16 protein-coding genes and 1 riboswitch are annotated in these 19,190 nt (G+C 43.9%); of the genes, 9 read left to right on the forward strand and 7 right to left on the reverse strand.

Annotated features, from left to right (window positions below; genetic code table 11):
• Positions 1–119: 119 nt before the first annotated feature.
• Together FW759_RS00285 and FW759_RS00290 are read right to left on the reverse strand one after the other, a co-directional pair.
• On the reverse strand, positions 120–1,445 hold the full coding sequence (locus FW759_RS00285) for a basic amino acid/polyamine antiporter (protein ID WP_443567849.1): 1,326 nt from the start codon (positions 1,443–1,445) through the stop codon (positions 120–122).
• Positions 1,446–1,455: 10 nt separating this feature from the next.
• The gene (locus FW759_RS00290) at positions 1,456–2,367 is read right to left on the reverse strand and encodes a homocysteine S-methyltransferase family protein (RefSeq protein ID WP_446442110.1); all 912 of its coding nucleotides are present in this window, start codon (positions 2,365–2,367) and stop codon (positions 1,456–1,458) included.
• Between the two features lie 428 nt (positions 2,368–2,795).
• Here FW759_RS00290 and FW759_RS00295 point away from each other — a divergent pair, with 428 nt between their 5' ends.
• Positions 2,796–3,860, forward strand: coding sequence for a 2,3-butanediol dehydrogenase (locus tag FW759_RS00295; RefSeq protein WP_443570448.1), 1,065 nt, complete (start codon positions 2,796–2,798; stop codon positions 3,858–3,860).
• Between the two features lie 364 nt (positions 3,861–4,224).
• On the opposite strand, the gene FW759_RS00300 is transcribed toward FW759_RS00295, so the two are convergent.
• Entirely contained in the window at positions 4,225–5,220 is a 996-nt protein-coding gene (locus FW759_RS00300) for a phosphatase PAP2 family protein (protein ID WP_446441837.1), read from the reverse strand.
• Between the two features lie 354 nt (positions 5,221–5,574).
• Here FW759_RS00300 and ampC point away from each other — a divergent pair, with 354 nt between their 5' ends.
• On the forward strand, positions 5,575–6,750 hold the full coding sequence (gene ampC / locus FW759_RS00305) for a class C beta-lactamase (RefSeq protein ID WP_446441838.1): 1,176 nt from the start codon (positions 5,575–5,577) through the stop codon (positions 6,748–6,750).
• Between the two features lie 140 nt (positions 6,751–6,890).
• Here the strand turns inward: ampC and FW759_RS00310 are convergent, their stop codons facing one another.
• On the reverse strand, positions 6,891–7,751 hold the full coding sequence (locus FW759_RS00310; RefSeq protein ID WP_443570445.1) for a hypothetical protein: 861 nt from the start codon (positions 7,749–7,751) through the stop codon (positions 6,891–6,893).
• A 162-nt stretch (positions 7,752–7,913) separates the two neighbouring features.
• A riboswitch (yybP-ykoY riboswitch) is annotated at positions 7,914–8,080 on the forward strand.
• Here FW759_RS00310 and FW759_RS00315 point away from each other — a divergent pair.
• A complete protein-coding gene (locus FW759_RS00315; protein ID WP_443570444.1) occupies positions 8,053–8,661 on the forward strand; it encodes a manganese efflux pump MntP in 609 nt (202 codons plus the stop codon). Its footprint overlaps the riboswitch before it by 28 nt.
• 189 nt (positions 8,662–8,850) lie before the next feature.
• Here the strand turns inward: FW759_RS00315 and FW759_RS00320 are convergent, their stop codons facing one another.
• The 3 genes from FW759_RS00320 to ppc all read right to left on the reverse strand — a co-directional run bounded on the left by FW759_RS00320 (position 8,851) and on the right by ppc (position 13,266).
• On the reverse strand, positions 8,851–9,129 hold the full coding sequence (locus FW759_RS00320; protein ID WP_084387388.1) for a DUF3817 domain-containing protein: 279 nt from the start codon (positions 9,127–9,129) through the stop codon (positions 8,851–8,853).
• Between the two features lie 181 nt (positions 9,130–9,310).
• Positions 9,311–10,156, reverse strand: coding sequence for a molybdate ABC transporter substrate-binding protein (gene modA, locus FW759_RS00325; protein ID WP_446441839.1), 846 nt, complete (start codon positions 10,154–10,156; stop codon positions 9,311–9,313).
• Between the two features lie 323 nt (positions 10,157–10,479).
• A complete protein-coding gene (gene ppc / locus FW759_RS00330; protein WP_446441840.1) occupies positions 10,480–13,266 on the reverse strand; it encodes a phosphoenolpyruvate carboxylase in 2,787 nt (928 codons plus the stop codon).
• A gap of 515 nt (positions 13,267–13,781) precedes the next feature.
• Between ppc and FW759_RS00335 the strand changes: the two genes are divergently transcribed.
• The 6 genes from FW759_RS00335 to pxpA all read left to right on the forward strand — a co-directional run bounded on the left by FW759_RS00335 (position 13,782) and on the right by pxpA (position 19,185).
• A complete protein-coding gene (locus FW759_RS00335) occupies positions 13,782–14,573 on the forward strand; it encodes a putative hydro-lyase (RefSeq protein WP_446441841.1) in 792 nt (263 codons plus the stop codon).
• Between the two features lie 122 nt (positions 14,574–14,695).
• Complete coding sequence (gene accB / locus FW759_RS00340) at positions 14,696–15,211, forward strand: acetyl-CoA carboxylase biotin carboxyl carrier protein (protein ID WP_446441842.1); 516 nt, start codon at positions 14,696–14,698, stop codon at positions 15,209–15,211.
• 72 nt (positions 15,212–15,283) lie between these two features.
• Positions 15,284–16,633, forward strand: a complete 1,350-nt coding sequence (accC, locus tag FW759_RS00345; protein WP_446441843.1) for an acetyl-CoA carboxylase biotin carboxylase subunit — start codon at positions 15,284–15,286, stop codon at positions 16,631–16,633.
• Between the two features lie 56 nt (positions 16,634–16,689).
• Positions 16,690–17,343, forward strand: coding sequence for a 5-oxoprolinase subunit PxpB (pxpB, locus tag FW759_RS00350; protein WP_446441844.1), 654 nt, complete (start codon positions 16,690–16,692; stop codon positions 17,341–17,343).
• A 191-nt stretch (positions 17,344–17,534) separates the two neighbouring features.
• Positions 17,535–18,458: a 5-oxoprolinase subunit C family protein gene (locus FW759_RS00355; protein ID WP_446441845.1), complete on the forward strand. Its 924-nt coding sequence runs from the start codon at positions 17,535–17,537 to the stop codon at positions 18,456–18,458.
• Positions 18,448–19,185 (forward strand): 5-oxoprolinase subunit PxpA, encoded by a 738-nt coding sequence (gene pxpA / locus FW759_RS00360; protein WP_084387281.1) that lies wholly within the window; start codon positions 18,448–18,450, stop codon positions 19,183–19,185. Before FW759_RS00355 ends, pxpA begins: the two co-directional genes overlap by 11 nt.
• Positions 19,186–19,190 lie beyond the last annotated feature (5 nt).

The following is a 19,190-nucleotide window of genomic DNA, read 5'->3' on the forward strand; positions in this document are numbered from 1 at the left end:
ACAAGGTTGCCTCAAGTTTAAGCAACTATTCAACTACCATCAGCCGCGCATAAAAAAAGTCCAAAAATGATGATTTTCGGACTTTTTATTAAGGACATGTTAACGAATAATGAGCTTAATTAATTCAGCGTGCGCTTTGCTTGATAGCGGCTATAATAAAAAATCGCCAAACCAGGTATATATAGCAGCAGGGACAACAGTAGATTTTCAACGCCTGCTGCATAAATCAGCCAAACACCATAGACACTTGCCCCAAGACCGATGGCCTTGATACTCCAGCGCTCTGACTGGGCAAACGAGACTTTGACCAAATACGCCCCTACCAAAAAATAAGGGATAAGAATCATAGAGGTGGAGATAATCACCAAGGTGTTATACCCTTCGCCCGTCCAAAAAATCATCAATAAGCAAAATTGAACGGTCAAACTGGTGAGCATCAGTGAGGCAGTGGGTGTGCCTTGCTCGTTTTGCTTAGTAAAGATACGCGGAAACGCATTGTACTTCGCTGCGGTAAATGGCACTTCAGCTGAGTAGAGAATCCAGCTCAAATAAGACGCCAGTACCGAGACAATGAGTCCAATACTAATGACCCATTTACCCACACTGCCCGTCATCTGTGCCATGATGCCAGCCATCGAAGGATTGCTTAGAGCCGCCACATCCATGCGGCTCATTACCCCAAGCGAGAGCAAGGTGATAGCAATATACAACACTAAAGCAAAAATCACGCCGATATAGGTGGCGCGACCGATATCAGAGCGCTTCTTTGCGCGCTGTGATAAGACAATCGCACCTTCTATACCTGTAAACACCCAAAGGGTAATGAGCATCGTCCCTTTGACCTGCTCCATAAAAGGTACATTCAAAGTCTCGCCTGCGCGGTCAGCCGTGAAAGTTTGCATATCAAAAGCATAGTAGGCAAACACAATAAAGGCAATGAGTGGCAAGCTTTTGGCTAAGGTTGCCAGCAGGTTAATAAATGCCGCTTGCTTGACACCGCGCAATACCAAATAGTGTACCAGCCATAATATGGCAGATTCACCTATAAGCGCCCATAGTGTATTGCCTTCACCGAACACAATACTATCGGGTGTATCTACAAAGCTACCCAATGCGGCAAAAGCCACCACCAGATAACCCACCACGCCAATGGTAGCGCACAGCCAATAACCCCATGCTGAGAAGAAGCCGGCCAAATCACCAAACCCTGTTTTGGCATAGGTATAGATGCCGCCGTCCAGCTCAGGCTTGAGACGTGATAAATGTAAAAAGCAGCCTGCGAGGAACAAAATACCCACGCCTGTGATGAGCCACGCAGTGATGATGGCATCTACACCGGCGACTTCCGCCATGTTTTGTGGCAAGCTAAAAATGCCGGCACCAACCATCGAGCTGAACACGATGGCAGTGAGCATGGTTAACCCAATTTTTTGTCCATTTTGCATGGTGCTATCTCTATTTTGTCGAAGTATCTGTGAAATGCTGACTTAATTCCTGAATATGCTCAGGGCCAATACCGCAGCAGCCGCCAATCAGTGATGCGCCTTGGGTTTGCCATTTTTGTGCCCATGCCAGATAGGCGGGTGGCGTTAAGTCATCACGTACTTCATCTAGGCCATCGTTGGCAGTGGCATCTTTTGGCTGCGGCGGGAAGGCATTGGCATAAGCACCAAGTTTAATCTGCGGAGCACCTTTGTCCTGCAAAATGCTTTGCGCCACATCAAGTGCTTGGTCGATTACTTCTGGCTGACAGCAGTTAAACAAGATCGCTTCTACATTGAGATCCGCTAGAGTGGCGACGGCTTCTTCTACCGTTTCGCCTGAGCGCAAGCGTGGTACATCAAGATGCTCACTGTCCTCCAGCGTAAATGACACCCAAAGTGGCTTATTGTTTGTATCTAACGTGGTGAGTAACTCTCGAATAGCCACCGCTTCAGCAATCAAGCTTTGGGTTTCGGCCAGCCAAAAGTCTACATGAGGAGCCAGACCTTTGATAAGCGGGGTTGCGATATCTTCTACGTGCTCCGCATCAAACAAGTCGGCACGGTATGAGCCGAATAGTGGGGGGATAGAGCCAGCTACCTTAGTGTCTGTGCCTTCAAGTTCGACTGCCGCACGCGCCATCTCGCCTGCTGAGGTGGCCAGATCCTGAGCTTGATTGGCAAAACGTTCATCGCCAATATGAAACGGTACGAGCGCATAGCTATTGGTGGTGATGACTCCGGCGCCACTTTGGATAAATGCACGGTGTACATCACGGACGACGTCGGGTGCTTCTATCATAGCGAGCGCTGACCATTCTGGTTGACGGAATGGTGCACCGCGTTTTGCCAATTCTCGCCCCATACCACCGTCAAGAATTGTGATTGAATTGGTTGACATAATAAGTCCTTATTTGTTGTAAATAGAAGTCTTTACTAAGGCTCTATTTTGAGAAGTAGAATTATTTCAGGGGCGAAATACTAGGCGTAATAAAGAAGATATGCAACCAAAAGTTTGGCAACATTGAAAACTTATCACCTTTACTGTTTGATTGTTTTGACAGTGATTTATCTTTTACCGTCTCTCTCGGATTGCTCATGATTGTTTTATACATTACAAATGGTTAGTAGATGATTCAACACAGCCATGTAACAGCAGATAGTGACTGATATTAGTAGTAGGGCCAAGCGTCTTTATTAGCGTTACTTTTGACCAGCAACGGCGTATAGTTGTAGAGTTAACAGCCCAACTTTCATCTGGGCATTACGTTATCGATCAACCCTCGTTGTGTACACTCATCAAAGGAGTATGATATGAAAGCGGCACGTTTTTATGACAAAGGTGACATCCGTATCGAAGATATCCCAGAACCTACCGTTGAGGCGGGTACTGTGGGTATCGACGTGGCATGGTGCGGTATTTGCGGCACGGATTTGCATGAGTTTATGGAAGGCCCTATCTTTATTCCGCCGTGTGGTCATCCGCATCCTATCTCGGGAGAGTCTGCGCCCATCACAATGGGGCACGAGTTCTCAGGAGTAGTATATGAAGTCGGTGAGGGCGTTGATGATATTGAAGTTGGGCAACATGTGGTAGTTGAGCCATATATCATTGCTGATGATGTTTCTACCGCCGAAGGAGAGAACTATCATTTATCAAAAAACATGAATTTTATTGGTTTGGGTGGACGCGGCGGCGGCTTGTCTGAAAAAATCGCGGTCAAACGTCGCTGGGTACATCCTATCTCAAATGATATTCCCTTGGACCAAGCAGCTCTTATTGAGCCATTATCTGTCGGCTATCATGCCTTTGTCCGTAGTGGTGCGCAGGCGGGTGATGTGGCACTGGTCGGCGGCGGTGGCCCCATTGGTCTGTTATTGGCTTCGGTATTAAAAGCCAAAGGTTTGATCGTCATCTTGACTGAGCTGAGCGCCAAGCGTAAAGACAAAGCCCGCGAAAGTGGGGTTGCCGATTATATCTTAGACCCTACCGAAGTCGATTTAAAAGAAGAGGTGATGAAAATCACGGACAATCGCGGCGCGGACGTGGCGTTTGAATGTACCAGTGTCAACGCGGTGCTCGACTCATTGGTTGAGCTGACCAAACCTGCTGGCGTGGTAGTGATTGTCTCTATTTGGAGTCATCCAGCCTCCATCAACGTCCATAGCGTAGTGATGAAAGAGCTAGATATTCGCGGCACCATCGGCTATGTGAACAACCACAAAGACACCATCAAGCTGGTCGAAGATGGTTTGGTTGATCTTGAGCCATTTATTACTCAGCGCATCAAGCTGGATGATTTGATTTCAGAAGGCTTTGAAACACTGATTCACAACAATGAGTCTGCGGTAAAAATCATCGTGAATCCAAATCTATAACCGATATATTATGTTCAAAACTGGTTTATTAGATTAGAATCAGGGAAGAAAACCAAAAAGCGCCATCTATTCGGATGGCGCTTTTTTTGTGGTGTTTTTACTGAATGTGACAGGATTACTTAGTAGGAAAGTATTGAGCATACTATACGCTTTAATATCGCGCAGTCGACTGATACGCGCATCTTTGATGTATTGGCTCAAGTGCTTGCTGTGTTGAGATTAAATGAGCCAAAATATTATGATGCTTAGTACCTATACTTAGTGCCTATGGTTAAATCTGTTAATTGCTATATGTAGATATCGGTTGTGATCATTTTTAATAAAATTATTAGATGATAAGCTTTAATCATCTTAGTCCCTACCACTACCCAAGCAGCGGAAACTGATACATATTGGCATAAATAAATGTAGCGACAAGCACAGCAACAAAACTGAACCATACCGTATATCGCTGCGGTGCTGACCATATGATGCGCCAGTTGATTTTACCTCGGGCGGTCAGCCACTCTGTCATACTAATGGCAATCGTCAACCATAATGTCCCTACCAAAAATCCACCCATGATATCGCTGAGATAATGCTCATTTAATACAATTCGGCTCAGTCCAATAAGCAAACACAATAAAATAGTGAGCGATAATATTCGCACTTGGCGGACGAAGTGAGTGCTAAAGCGAATCGCCATATAAGCCAAAAACCCATACAGCGCAATACTGATGGTCGCATGACCGCTGGGAAAAGAGTAGGTATGTTCCATCAGCAAAATATCGATCGGTCGCGACCGCTGAAAAGCCATCTTGCTCAAAAACGTAAAAGTGGTACTGCCAGTGGTTGAGATTAGCAGACCGACCAAAATATAAGGCTGGCGTATCGCCGTGCAGAGGATTGCGGTCAGTAGGATGATTAAGCAAGTGATTGGCGTAGAGCCTAAGCTCGTGACAAAAATAAATGCAGGCACGATGCTTGAGTCTTGTAGCACGCTCATATGCTGCGACACAAACAGATCGGTGGTCACAATAGAGTCCGCCTCCACGATATCTTCGACCAAGCCTGCAAACAGCGCCAAAATATATATATTTAAAAGTGTCAAAACGGTGAGTATCAAGCCCGAAAAGTGACCACGGGCAAAGCGCTCTGCGATAAATCCAGACGTTGCTGGGTATTTGTCCTGTAGACGTACCATCAATGGCAGGCGCACGATATGTCTGCGCAACCAAAGCTCACTGCGCGATATGAATCCTAATAGGCGCTTACCATAGCGAATCATGAGATGCTGTATCAGCCATAACAATGCCATCGTTAAAATAAGCACAATACCCAAGCTGATTAGCTGAGGGTATTGTTCAATAAGAGCAATCATGGATAGCCTATTCCTTTATTGGGGCTGATAGAGCACTAAATCATGTGCTTATCATTGTGCTTATTATGACGGTTGAATGCGGTGATCGGCGCTCAAGGCACATTCCTAGCACCCAGTCCAAATTATCGGCTGATACTGTAGCAAACCATATACGCATTGCTGTCTGATTTTCTTTACAGTGTGTCGTTATTTGAAAGTTTGAGGCCATTCATTACTATTTTTGCATTAGCGCTAAGCAGATACTTGTTTAAAAATATAAATTGCAAAAAATAGGGTGATAAATGAGTGTCAAAGCTGCTACCTTTAACTCTCATTTTCCTTTTGTTATTCATAGAGAGTGTCGGTAAATATCCAATGAAAATATCATCTCAAAAACCTCTAACCAGTCTAGGATTTAGTCTGCTGGCTGCAACATTATTCATCTCTGAAACGGCTCAAGCAGCATGCTCTGATGCGTGTTTAAAGAGTAAGGTTGATGAGCAAGCCAAACAGTTGATGATGTCGCATAATATCCCAGGCATGGCGTTTGGCGTAATCATTGATGGCAAATCACACTTTTATAACTATGGGTTGGCCGATACACAGCGCAATAAGCCTGTATCAGAGGACACTATCTTTGAGTTGGGTTCGGTGAGTAAAACCTTTACTGCTACACTTGCCAATTATGCTGAGTTAAACGGTACATTGGCGCTAAATGACACGGCAGACAAATATATTCCTTACCTAAAAAACAGCGCGATTGGCAACACAAAACTCATCAATTTAGGAACCTATAGTGCCGGTGGGTTACCGTTACAAGTACCTGAGAGTATCGAAGACCATAAAACACTAATGCGATACTACAAGTCTTGGCAACCTGAGTTTCCTGTCAATTCCACCCGTTTGTATTCTAATGCCAGTATCGGATTGTTTGGGTATATAGCTGCGCTGAGTATGGACACGGACTACACTGAACTAATGGAAAACAAAGTATTGCCTTCACTAAGTATGAGCAATACTTTTGTGAATGTGCCTGCTGATAAGATGGGCAATTACGCGTTTGGCTATAATAAGTCAGATGAGCCAATCAGGGTCAATCCCGGTATGCTGGATGCAGAAGCGTACGGTATCAAATCGACCAGTGCCGATATGACACGTTATCTGGCTATGAATATGGGGCTACTGCCTCTGGACAATCAGATACAGCAAGCACTAGATAACAACAAAAAGGGTTACTATCGTAACAGCTCGTTCACACAAGGGCTTGCGTGGGAGATGTATCCTCTACCGACCACATTGGCAACGCTTTTGGAAGGCAATTCAACAGACACTATTTTAAAACCTCAGCCCATCCAAGTGAATGAGCCACCAGCGCCTGTACGCGATGATGTATGGGTCAATAAAACAGGATCGACAAATGGATTTGGCGCTTATATTGCATATGTACCTGCGAAAAAAACAGGCATCGTCATTTTAGCCAACAAGAACTATCCGAATACAGAACGAGTCAAAGCAGCGTATACGATTTTAGAAAGTGTCATTGGTCAATGATAGGATGAGTCATTGATATGATTGATAAGGCATAACCATGATGCCAAGAAGCAGTGATTCTAAAACATCATAGCAGCAGACAAAGAATCCGGTGTTTATCTGGGTTCTTTGTCGTTTATGTCCGAAACGCTTAAAAGTAATTAAGAACAGCCCTCGACCAAATAAATGGCCTCTGGAATACCGATATCGATACTCTCTACCTCACCTTTTAACGCACGCTTATTGTCTACCGTCCACTCAGTCTCACTAATGATGTTATTACTGAGCTTCTGACCACCCTTAATATGATACTCAATTTGAATAGGCAAGGTATCATTTGCATCGTTCAGCTTGATATCTTCTTGCTTTAAAAGTGCGCCCACATCGTTGTTATTGGTTACAACAAAGTTGACGTTCGCAGTCAAATTGTAATAATCACCTTCAACCGCGTATTTATCAACGGCATAGGTGAGACTGTCATCATGAGCACTCATGACCGATGTTGCCGTATCACCGACATGTACGCCCGTATAGAACGGTGTTTTGGGATCTCGAATCGTAATCAGCGCTACTTTGCCATCTATTACTTGATATAGGACAGAGGCGCGTTTGCCGTAAGCTTGATCCATATAGTATTGTTTTGAATCGCTCACATAATAGCACTGCTCGTTGTCACTCTCTTGTTTGGTCAATCCTAAGTCTACCAAAAGCGCAGGGGTCACGACTTGTCCAAAGCCCAGCTTTTGATAGCCAGATGGACTTACCACTTGGTCATCGGCAGGACTTGTTTCAGCACCAATCGGCTCTTGTTCTGCGACAGTTTCATCATTACTCTCAGCAACAAGGACTGGCGTATCCGTTTGCGCTGATGTTGTGTTTTCATCAGCTTGGGCTTCGCTATCATCAGCAGGTGAGGATTGTGACTCGCAGCCTGTAAGCAGTTGTACGCTGCCCACAAGGCAAGCTGAGAATAATAGTGACGTCACTTTTTTGGATAATAGTCGGTTATGAGAATCAAACATGGTCATACTCCTAAAGACAAACTTCATATCGCTTACCTAAATAGCATAATAGCGTAATAGCATATTGTTGCGATATCAATCCTATTAATACAAAACAACATACGCAGATTTGCCGTTCTATCTGGCAATTTATTATTGACTTATAACATATTAATGTTAACCTAACCACTCTTTGGGGAGTAGCCTGCTTTCGTCCTACGAAAGCGTTCACATCAACATACTTGGCCACATGCCATGGTGTGAACACCTCTCGGTTGGCGAGACCATCGATATATACACACTGCAGGTCGAGAGTGTGGGTATGTCGTGGACTCTATACTCGACCGAGAAAATCAAAATGAATCCTATCGCTCTTCTTTTACTTGCTTTTTCTATGTCTACTGATGCCTTTTCTGTGGCAATTAGTAAAGGAGCAAGTCTCAAAAACCCACGTTTTACCGAAGCTTTGAGAATGGGCCTTATTTTTGGCTCCATTGAAGCTGTCACGCCTATTATTGGCTGGTTGATTGGTCGTTCTGCTACTACTTTTATAGATGCGTCTTTTATTGAGGCGTGGGATCATTGGGTAGCTTTCGTCATTCTGGCAGGTTTGGGATTGCATATGTTGTATGCAGGACTGAAACCTAGTGATGAAGAACAAGAAGCACCAACACAGCATTCTTTTTTTAAACTGGCGCTCACAGCCTTTGGCACTAGTATTGATGCAATGGCCATTGGTGTCAGCTTGGCATTCATAGAAGTCAATATTTTCTTGGCAGCGGGTTTGATCGGTTTGGCGACTGCCATCATGGTCACATTAGGTGTGATGCTAGGTCGTGCGCTTGGTTCACTGATTGGTCATAAAGCCGAAGCATTTGGCGGTGTCATGTTGGTTGTCATCGGGGCATGGATACTGATAAGCCATCTTTAAGGTCGCGACATTTATTTAAAATCCGTGCACTTGAAAAATTGTACAATACAAAGAGGCTAGTATCATTTTTTGCGTGCTCGGCATCAGTAGCGTACAGAGACAGAGGCATTTAAAGTGTTGAAGGTAAGTGCGCAATCACTACGGATGATGCCAGTGTGTATCATGGCATCATTCGTAATAGAGCGAGCGTTAAACTCGGGCTTGCTTTAAGTGCTTTTTGAGTACGTAGTCAAATATAAATGGTCCAAATGGCAAGAACGAGCCAATAACGCCTGCAGGTATGGCCCAAATAGGCATTTTTATTCTCATTGCAGTCGCAATTAGTACAACGATATAAGCCACAAATAACATACCGTGTGCCATACCGACATATGTCACAGCCTCTGGAATGTCCATCATGTATTTCAAAGGCATGGCGATGCCTAGCAGTAATAAAAAAGAAGTCCCTTCTAGATAGCCCATAATCATAAGGCTTTTTAAAGCAAGGTTTTGTGCCTTATTGAGGTGGGGTATGGGTTCAACGATTGACTGAGAGGGCAACACGGTATTTTCCTTTTGTGACTATTAATAAATAACAGAAAGTAAGACGACGACTAAAAGCGATATGACGGCGACTTTATGTCATGCCGTTTTTTAGTATTGAGCTTTGCTATTCTATAGCGAGATATCCTGCGTTAGAAAAGTACTTCTGTCCAGCACTTGAGCGTAAATAATTTGAGAAATCGATCGCTATAGATGAATCACTGATAACTATACCGTCTTGCAGAATAGGTGGGTAAGAATCGGCTGCTAAGGTATAGAACTGGTCGGGCGTGGCCTTGATTGCGGTCAGCTGTGACTGGGCAACAAACCCATAATCGACACTGCCTGTATGAGCGTACTGAAATGCCTGCCCAATATTTTCAGCTTGGATAAGGCGTTTTTGTTCAGTGAGCGTGTCGTAGAGGTTTTGCGATTGCAAATAAGATTTTGCCGATTCGCCATAAGGTGCAAGTGCTGGATTGGCAATAGTGACTTTTGTGTTTGCTCTAGTCGTCAGTAAGTCGTTTAGGCTTGTCGGATCAAACCCATCTAAAGACTTATTAACGCTATAAAGTGCCAGCTGACCTTGGGTATAAGTGAAGGGTTGTGACATAGCCTTGTCACTAGACAACGCGCTATTCGATTTTTCTTTGACAATTTTAGCAGGAAACGCTTGGTTTGCTGCCAAAAATATATCATAAGGGGCGCCAGAGGTAATCTGAGTATATAGCTTACCTGAAGAAGCGTAGGTAACTTCAATCTCCTGATTGGTCAGGTTTTTGTCGGCTTTATATCCTGCAATGATCTCGGGCAATACATCTGACAGATTGGCTGCCGCTGCAATGCGGATTGTCTCTTGCTGTTCGATAGCATTATTGGTATCCGATACTACAGAATTGGTGTTTTGTTCTTTGGTGCATGCCGTTAGTATGAATGCTACACAGGCTGTTGTGACAACTAGGGGTTTGATCATTATTGAACCTTGGTATTTACTCTTATTATTCAGCTTTTACTGTTTCAATAAGATAAATAGGCTTTATAGCAGTATCTCCTCAAATTCTCAACTGTGCCAGTCATATTTCATACAAGTCTTCTGCCTAATAAGATGTTTGCTGAGCACTGTTTATTGAGAAAAAGTAAAGCTAATATATGATACGGTAGAAAACCGTTGTCACTACTTGATTTATATACCAAAGGCTTGATAGCTTGTTTTCAACATGCAATAATAAATAAACCCTTGTCAGCACTAGGCTACAAGGGTTTTTTGATGCCTTAATCTGTAAGGCGTTATAGCCATTAACCTGTATTGCGTAAACCTGCTGCTAGTGCATTGATGCTGCGGATTAATGGGTCTTCAACGTCAATATTGCTCTTGTTACTTTCATGGCTTTGCTCATCGCCTTTTTGTCTGGCACGTTTTAACAGCTCAATCTGTATATAATTAATGGGATCTAAATACGCATTTCGCCATTGCAGGGAAGCGGCAAGATTGTGCTGATTTGATAATAAAGACTTTTGCTCAAGTAAAGAATTCAAGCCCGAATAAGTCAGCTCGTGCTCCTCGATGACTGCTTGCATAATCTTATCACGCAAGGCCTCATCGTCGCACAATTGGCTGTAAGCTTGCGCGATACTCATCTCAGACTTGGTAAATGCCATCTCGATATTGCTGATAAACACGCTAAAAAACGGCCAATGAGCGTTCATCTCTTTCATCAAGTCTTCATCTGCTTTCACACTATGCAGCGCACTACCGACCCCATACCAAGCAGGCAACGTAAAGCGGGCTAATGACCAACCGAATACCCAAGGTATCGCTCGTAAAGTGGTTTTGCTTGGTACGCCTTTTTTGCGATGCGAGGGACGTGAGCCAATGTTTAATAAAGAGATCTCTTGTACTGGGGTAACCTGTGAGTAAAATTGATAAAACCCTTCTGTATGGTCGGTAAGCTTGCGATAACGCTGCTCGCCTGCATCTGCCAACCGCGCAAAAAGCGATTCATAATTGGGCAGCTCAGCGGGTTGTACCACAAACCTTGACGAGCAGGCTTTTAGCGTGCCTGTGATGCCCATGGTCAGCTCAAACACCGCAGTATCGGTGTTGGCGTATTTGGCATAAAGCACTTCGCCTTGCTCCGTTACTTTGATTTGACCATGCAGCGTACCAGCTGGCTGAGCGGCAATGGCATTGTGTGTTGAGCCACCGCCGCGACTGACAGAGCCGCCGCGCCCATGGAACAATCGCGTTTTGATGCCATATGTTTTGGCAATACGATCAATGGTTTGTTGTGCACTATAAAGCTGCCATGCCGAGGTAATGATGCCGCCATCTTTTGAGGAGTCTGAATATCCCAGCATGATTTCTTGCGTGTTATCTGAATGCTTCAGTAACCCTCGATACAGAGGGTTGTCTAAAACAGCAGGTAAAATCTGATCGATGTTTTTAAGATCTTCAATTGTCTCAAACAAAGGCGCGACTGGTAAATCAGCGGATAACTGCCCCTCGGCATCAACTCTGCATAAGCCTGCAAAGCGCATGAGCAGCAGCACTTCTAGTATTTGGCTGGCATTGTTGGTCATCGAAATCACATAGCTGCCAAAGGTGTCTTGTCCTACTAGCTTGCGCAATGTCGCCACAGAGTTCATCAAGGCCAATTGTTCGCGGGTTTTATCCGTCAAGTTATCTGTATAAATTAACGGGGTACCAGGTTTCTCAAGCAAGCGCGTCAGCCATTCTTGACGCTCTGTTTCAGTGAGCGTGTGATAGTCGGGCAAGTTCGAGGCGCTAGCAAAAATATCAGCAATGACTTCACCATGATAGGATGATTCTTGGCGAATATCGAGGGCTGCCAAATGGAAGCCACAGGTTTTGACCAGACGAATCATATCAAGTAATAAGCCTTCGCCATGTGCGGTGTCATGAGTATTGACGCTTTGACGAATGATGCGCAGATCTTCTAGCAGTTCTTGCGGGTTGGTATAAGCGTCTTTTTTGGCGTTGCTGTCATCCCCTTTGCTTTGAATCAGTTGATTGGTGGCTTTGACTTTGTTCAGAATCAAAGAGAGTAATCGGCGGTAAGGCTCGTTGCCATAATCATCAAGATTGTAATCAAACACGCGCTGATCAAGTTCGGCATAGCTGCTAATTTTGTCATAGACTTCGGGCGCAACCGTCACGATTGTGTCGCTATGAATCAGCTGGCGGCGCAGTTTCTTTAGCAGCACTTGGTAGTGGCGTAGTACGGTATCGGCATGCATGAGAATGGCAAGTTCTGTGGTCTCAAACGTCACAAACGGATTGCCATCTCTATCGCCACCGATCCAAGAGCCAAAGCTCATAAAGGCAGGTAACGGGTAGTCGATTAATTCTGGATAGATATCGACAATGGCGGCTTTCATATTGTGATAAACCTTGGGAATGGCATTAAATAAGCTGGCATTAAAATAATGCAGACCGTTATTTATCTCATCATAAACCAATGGCTTACGGGTACGTACCTCATCAGACGACCAGAGTAGATCGATCGTTTGCGCGGTTTGCGCTTTGGCTTGCTCGTACGAGAAGCTGTTTTCAGCAAAATTATTTAACGCATCACTATGGGTAAACAGACTCTGCAATATATTCATCGTCGTGCGGCGGCGTGCCTCAGTAGGATGCGCGGTAAAGACAGGAATGAATGTTAATTGCTCAATGAGTTCCTGCATTTGCTCAGGTTCAATATTTCTTTCACGGCACTCAAGTAAAGTGCGACGAAACGACCCCTCCCAGCTTTGCTCAGATTGCGCCCGCAGTGCCTGACGTTGCTCTCGTAAGTAGTTTTCTTCACTGAGATTGGCTAAGAAAAAATAAATAGAAAAACTGCGGATGACGTTTTTTAATGTTTGATTGTCTAAAGAGGCGATAAAGTCGATAAGTTGCTGCTTATGGGTGTCATTAGGTGCGCGTCGCTGCTGGATAAATCCTTTTCGCAGTGTCTCAATGGTATTGATGGTTTGCTCTCCAGTCTGGCGAGCAATCGCGTCACCGAGGAACGAAGCCAGTAAGCTGATGCGTTCTCGTAATACGTCGTTATCTATAATCATCCTTAGCCCTTTTATCAAATTGGTTAGCAAAATAGCCGTACTGTTATAACGGCAGTTTTTTCAAAGTGTGGTTGTTATATATGCTGATAGGTATTGTATAAAGCCAATCTTAATGGAGCGTGATACTGATTTTAATGGAGCATGACACCTATAAAATAGAGCGTTTATCAGGTGTCGTCAAGATACTCTCACATGAGCACGTTATTTAATCATAATGATTGAACTCTTTGATGGACCTACCATACAACTGACAGCGATGGCAAAAAATCTTAAGCTTTTTTATTCAATATTATTTAGAGCAGATTCATACACTTAAACTTCATGAATCAAATATGCTTGGTTGTATGAAAGAGAGTAAGAGTCGATGGCGCATTGTAATCTAAAAACCATTCTGTTAACTTCAAATAACGATAATGCGTTTATCAAGACATAAAACACTGCCATGTCAGAGACCTTAATCTGATTTAAAAAGATTTTCGTCTGATAAAAATGATAAAAAAGAAGAGGCTATCATCATGCTGGATTTAGCGAATATGACTCCAGAGCAGGTAAGAGGATTAATCGGAAAAAACCAAATCGACCAGCCCACATCTGGTATGTGTACAGGTCACATTCAAGCAAATGTCGTCATCGTTCCTAAAAGTCTGGCATATGATTTTTTATTATTTGCCCAAAGAAATCCAAAATCTTGTCCCGTACTAGACGTGACAGATATTGGCAGCTCGGAGCCACGTCTCATGGCAAAAGGCGCAGACTTAAAGTCTGAAGTGCCAAAATATCGTATATATAAATATGGTGAGTTAGTAGACGAGGTATTAGACTTAAAAGAGTACTGGAGAGATGATCTGGTTTGTTTTCTTTTAGGGTGTAGCTTTTCTTTTGAGTCTGCATTATTAAACGCCTCCATTCCTATTAGGCACATAGAAGACAATCATAATGTGCCGATGTATCTCACCAATATAGACACTGAGCCTGCAGGTCAGTTCCATGGAAAGATGGTGGTAAGCATGCGTCCAATACCTTATCAGCTGATCACAAGGGCGGTGCAAGCCACTTCTCGGTTTCCTCAAGTGCATGGCGCACCCATCCATATAGGCGATCCAAGCTTAATCGGTATAAAAGACATTCATTCTCCCGACTTTGGTGATCCATCGATAATAAAAGAAGGTGAAGTCCCTGTATTTTGGGCGTGCGGTGTCACGCCGCAAAGTATCGCCATGACCAGTAAGCCCGAGCTTATGATCACGCACGCGCCAGGCTATATGTTTATCTGCGATCCCAAAGATGAGGATTTGGCAGTTCTATAATTTGCTTACGGTATTCGCTACAGACCGTTATATATAACGTCTTAATCAATAATTACTTCAAACTAAATCAGTCATTTCAAAAAATAATTGCCCATTTTTACTTTAACGGAATAATCAATCGTATGAATATTAACTTCACGGATTTAGAAAAGCTCATAAAACTGGCAGAAGGCTCAGACATAAAGTCTTTAGAAATAACTGATGGCGATACGCTTATCTCTATCGTTTGTCAGGCCGATGACAATCACAATGACAACAGCAGCACGCGCAATTCTACTAGTAAAGTGTCCACATCAGAGCAGCAGACAGCAAGCATATCTGCTCAGAAAACCATTACCAATAATGAAACAATAAGCTCTGATACAACTGACGAAACAGTAGCCACTGAGAACGCAGAGAATAACGTAACCGCCCCAATGCTCGGCACTTTTTATCTGCGCCCAGAACCGACAGCCGAGCCTTTTTTTAAAGTCGGTGATCCAATAGAGGTGGGGCAGACACTATGCATCATTGAAGCCATGAAAATGATGTATGAGGTCAAAGCAGAAACGAGTGGTACGCTTCAAGAGATTTTGGTAGAAGAAGGTGATGTCGTAGAGTATGAGCAGCCTTTATTTATGATAGCGCCAAACAGTTAAGGTCAAGCAATACCGTGTCCATAACACCGCATAAATACTGTATTTGACATCATACTTTTTAGGAAAACAGACATGTTCTCAAAAATCTTAATTGCCAATCGTGGCGAGATTGCTCTACGTATTATCCGAGCTTGCAAACAGCTAGGTATTCAAACCGTCATTGCTCATTCTGAAGCTGACCAAGACTCACTGCCAGTACGATTAGCCGACGAAAAAGTATGTATCGGCCCTGCCAATGCAACAAACAGCTACCTCAATCAAAGAGCGATCGTCTCTGCCGCCAAAATAACAGGTGCACAAGCCATTCATCCAGGCTATGGTTTTTTATCTGAAAATGCCGATTTTGCGGCTTTGATTGAAGAGTCAGGGCTGATATTTATTGGTCCAACCGCAGATAATATTAGAAAAATGGGTGATAAAGTCGCTGCAAAAGAGCAAATGACAATCGCTGGCGTGCCCTGTGTACCAGGCTCCGAGGGTGCATTGCCTACCGACTCGGATCAAGTCATCAAGATTGCCAAAGACGTCGGCTATCCAGTAATCATCAAGGCAGCTAGCGGTGGTGGCGGTCGCGGTATGCGAGTGGTCGAAAAAGAATCCGATCTGCTGTCTGCTATTGCTATGACGCAAACAGAAGCCAAAGCCAATTTTGGTAGTGCCATTGTTTATCTTGAAAAATACTTGCAAGCGCCTCGCCATATTGAAATCCAAGTACTGTCTGACACGCATGGTAATGCCATCTATTTAGGTGAGCGCGACTGCTCCATGCAACGTCGCCATCAAAAAGTCATCGAAGAAGCGCCGGCACCTGGCATTACGGACGAGCAGCGCCAGCAGATTGGGCAGGCTTGTGCGACGGCGTGCCAAAAAATGCAGTATAGAGGGGCAGGTACGTTCGAATTTTTATACGAAAATGGCGAATTCTTTTTTATTGAGATGAACACCCGAGTTCAGGTAGAGCACACCATTACTGAAATGATAACGGGTGTGGATATTGTTCGAGAGCAAATAAGAGTAGCGGCAGGATTGGCGCTTACGCACAAGCAAAGCGATATCAAAATCACTGGACACGCTTTTGAGTGCCGTATCAATGCTGAAAATGCCAACACGTTTTTGCCCAATGCAGGACGTATAGACTATTGTCATATGCCCGCAGGATTTGGGATTAGAGTAGACAGTCATATCGAGTCAAACTATACCGTGCCGCCCTCTTATGACAGTTTGATCGCCAAAATATGCGTACACGACCATTCAAGAGAACAGGCGATAACAAAAATGCAAGCCGCCTTATCAGAGGCGCAAATCACAGGTATCGATACCAATATTGATCTGCATCAACGATTGTTTGAAGACAAGGTATTTTGTGACGGTCAAATGAGCATTCACTATCTCGCTGAGTGGATACAAGACAATATAAGTTAAGAATAAAAACGAGCGCTAAAGCTGACGTTGAAATAAAGATCATGGAGCGCGTACAAATGGAACTACAGTGGCAACTATGCAGTGAAACCAATCTGGCTTTGTTCTTTCCAAAGCCAGTGACACTAGATAAGCAACGACAATGCTGGGCATTAGCGGACATTATAAAAAAAATGCCTGAAGTCATAGAAGTCGTAATTGGCATGAATACGCTCAGCATATTTACGATTTCATTGGCTCTGACTGAGCTCAGAAATGTAGAACAGGCGTTATCTGAGCTACTGAATGACATGCCTTCAAAAACCATAGAGGGCAAGCATGTTGAAATCCCTGTGCATTACGGTGGCAAGTACGGCCCTGATCTTGCTGCCATGGCGAATGATTTAAACCTCTCAGTTGAAGACGTTGTCAATCTGCATACGGAGGCGACTTATACCGTGTATTTCATTGGTTTTCAGCCAGGATTTCCTTATCTTGGCGGCTTATCTGAATCGCTGTATTTCCCAAGACACGCCATTCCCCGTACGCAAGTACCAGCAGGCTCAGTCGGTATAGGCGGCGAGCAAACGGGGGTTTATCCTTTTGAATCGCCAGGCGGTTGGCAACTATTGGGACAAACCGATACCTCATTATTTGATTTGACCCAAGACTCTCCGACGCTGCTTAACGCAGGCGATACCTTGAAGTTTACAGCGATTGATATTCATGAGTAAATTTAATCCAAAATAGAAATGGCAAATACAGTCATCAGGTTCTACTGGAATAAATTTTCCTTACTGGCTGTGCCTACGCCGACAGAGGTGACAAAAAATTAGTTCCATTCTCGCTATGCCTTTTTTATATTGGACTGACTCTAGCTATAAAGATAGTACGAATAAAAAATATAAACAAATAGGTGGTATCAATGAAAATTTTAGCCGCAAGCGCCCTTGCTAGTATCCAAGATTCGGGACGATTGGGCTACCGAAGCATGGGCGTGGGTAGAAACGGAGCGATGGATAGCTGGTCTTTGCAGGCTGGCAACGCGTTGATGAAAAACAAGCTGAATGAGCCAGCGATTGAGATTGCTTTGGGTAATTTGACTATAGAATTTGAAGAAGACGTCAGTTTTTGCTTAACAGGCGCATTATATGAAGCATATTTAGATGACAAACGCATTCCTTGCTATTGGCGTATCAATGCAAAAGCCAATCAAACGCTCAAACTGGTACGTCCGCTACAAGGTATGTATACCTATCTATGTGTACATGGTGGCTTTGATATTGAACCAGTCTTAGAGTCGACCAGTACCAATACCAAAGCGGGTTTTGGTGGATTTGAAGGTAGGTATCTTAAAGCCGATGACACTTTAAATGTAAAAGTCGCTTCACACTTACCCGTCATTGGCGTGACTCGCCTGACACCAACTCAAATGATTAGAGTCATAAAAAGTAGCGAGTATGAGTGTTTTACCGCTGCTTCCCAAGAAGCGTTTGAGACACAAGCGTGGAAGCTGCAAACTAACAGCAATCGTATGGGCTATCGCTTGGCCGGAAAAGCAGCGCTTGAATTTGCTGAGCCTGTAGAGATGAGTTCGCACGGCGTAGATATTGGTATGATTCAAGTACCACCGCAAGGGCAACCTATTGTTCTGATGGCAGATGGGCAGACGACAGGCGGCTATCCCAAAGTTGCTACCATCATCAATGCAGACATAGGACTGATGGCACAAATTCGGTTCGGTAAAGCGTGTCAGTTTACGCTCGTAGATTTAGAACAAGCATTGCATGAGCAACAAAAAAGACACCACTATATTAAGCAAATTAAGGAATATGCTGATGAAAATTGATTTAAATGCCGATGTCGCTGAAGGCTGCGGGCAAGATGATAAATTATTAACCATCGTCAGCTCGGCGAATGTCTGCTGCGGTCTTCACGCGGGTTCTTATGATGAGATGCTGGCGACCTTGCAATTGGCTAAAGCAAACAATGTAAGAGTAGGCGCGCATCCGGGACTGAACGATAGAGAAAACTTTGGCCGTACCAATCAGAGCTTGAATGAAGCCAGTTACCGTGCTTTGTTATCCTATCAACTGGGGGCAACCAAAGCACTCTGTGATTTGGTTGGTGTGCCTTTGGAGTATGTCAAACCCCATGGTGCGCTGTATAACCAAGCAGCGGTTGATGAGGCTTTGTCAGATATCTTGGTGAGTGAAATCAAACGCTTCGACCCAAACTTAAAAGTGATGGGTTTGTCGGGTGGTCATCTTGTCAAATCAGCAAAAAATCATGGTTTAGTGTCAATATCAGAAGTGTTCGCCGATCGCAACTATGAGGAAGATGGCTCATTGGTCTCCCGTAGTAAAGACAATGCATTGATCACTGATACTAATGAAGCAATCAATCATGTATTACAGATGATTACGGAGGGGACTGTTACCAGTGTAAGCGGCAAAAAAATCCCAGTAGAGGCGCAAAGTATCTGTTTACATGGTGATGGGGAACATGCCATTTTATTTGCTCAAGAGATTAAAAAACAACTAGAGATCAAAGGTATTAAGATATCCGCTCAATAGTAATT

It is taken from the genome of Psychrobacter sp. 1176_08 (genome assembly GCF_052850615.1).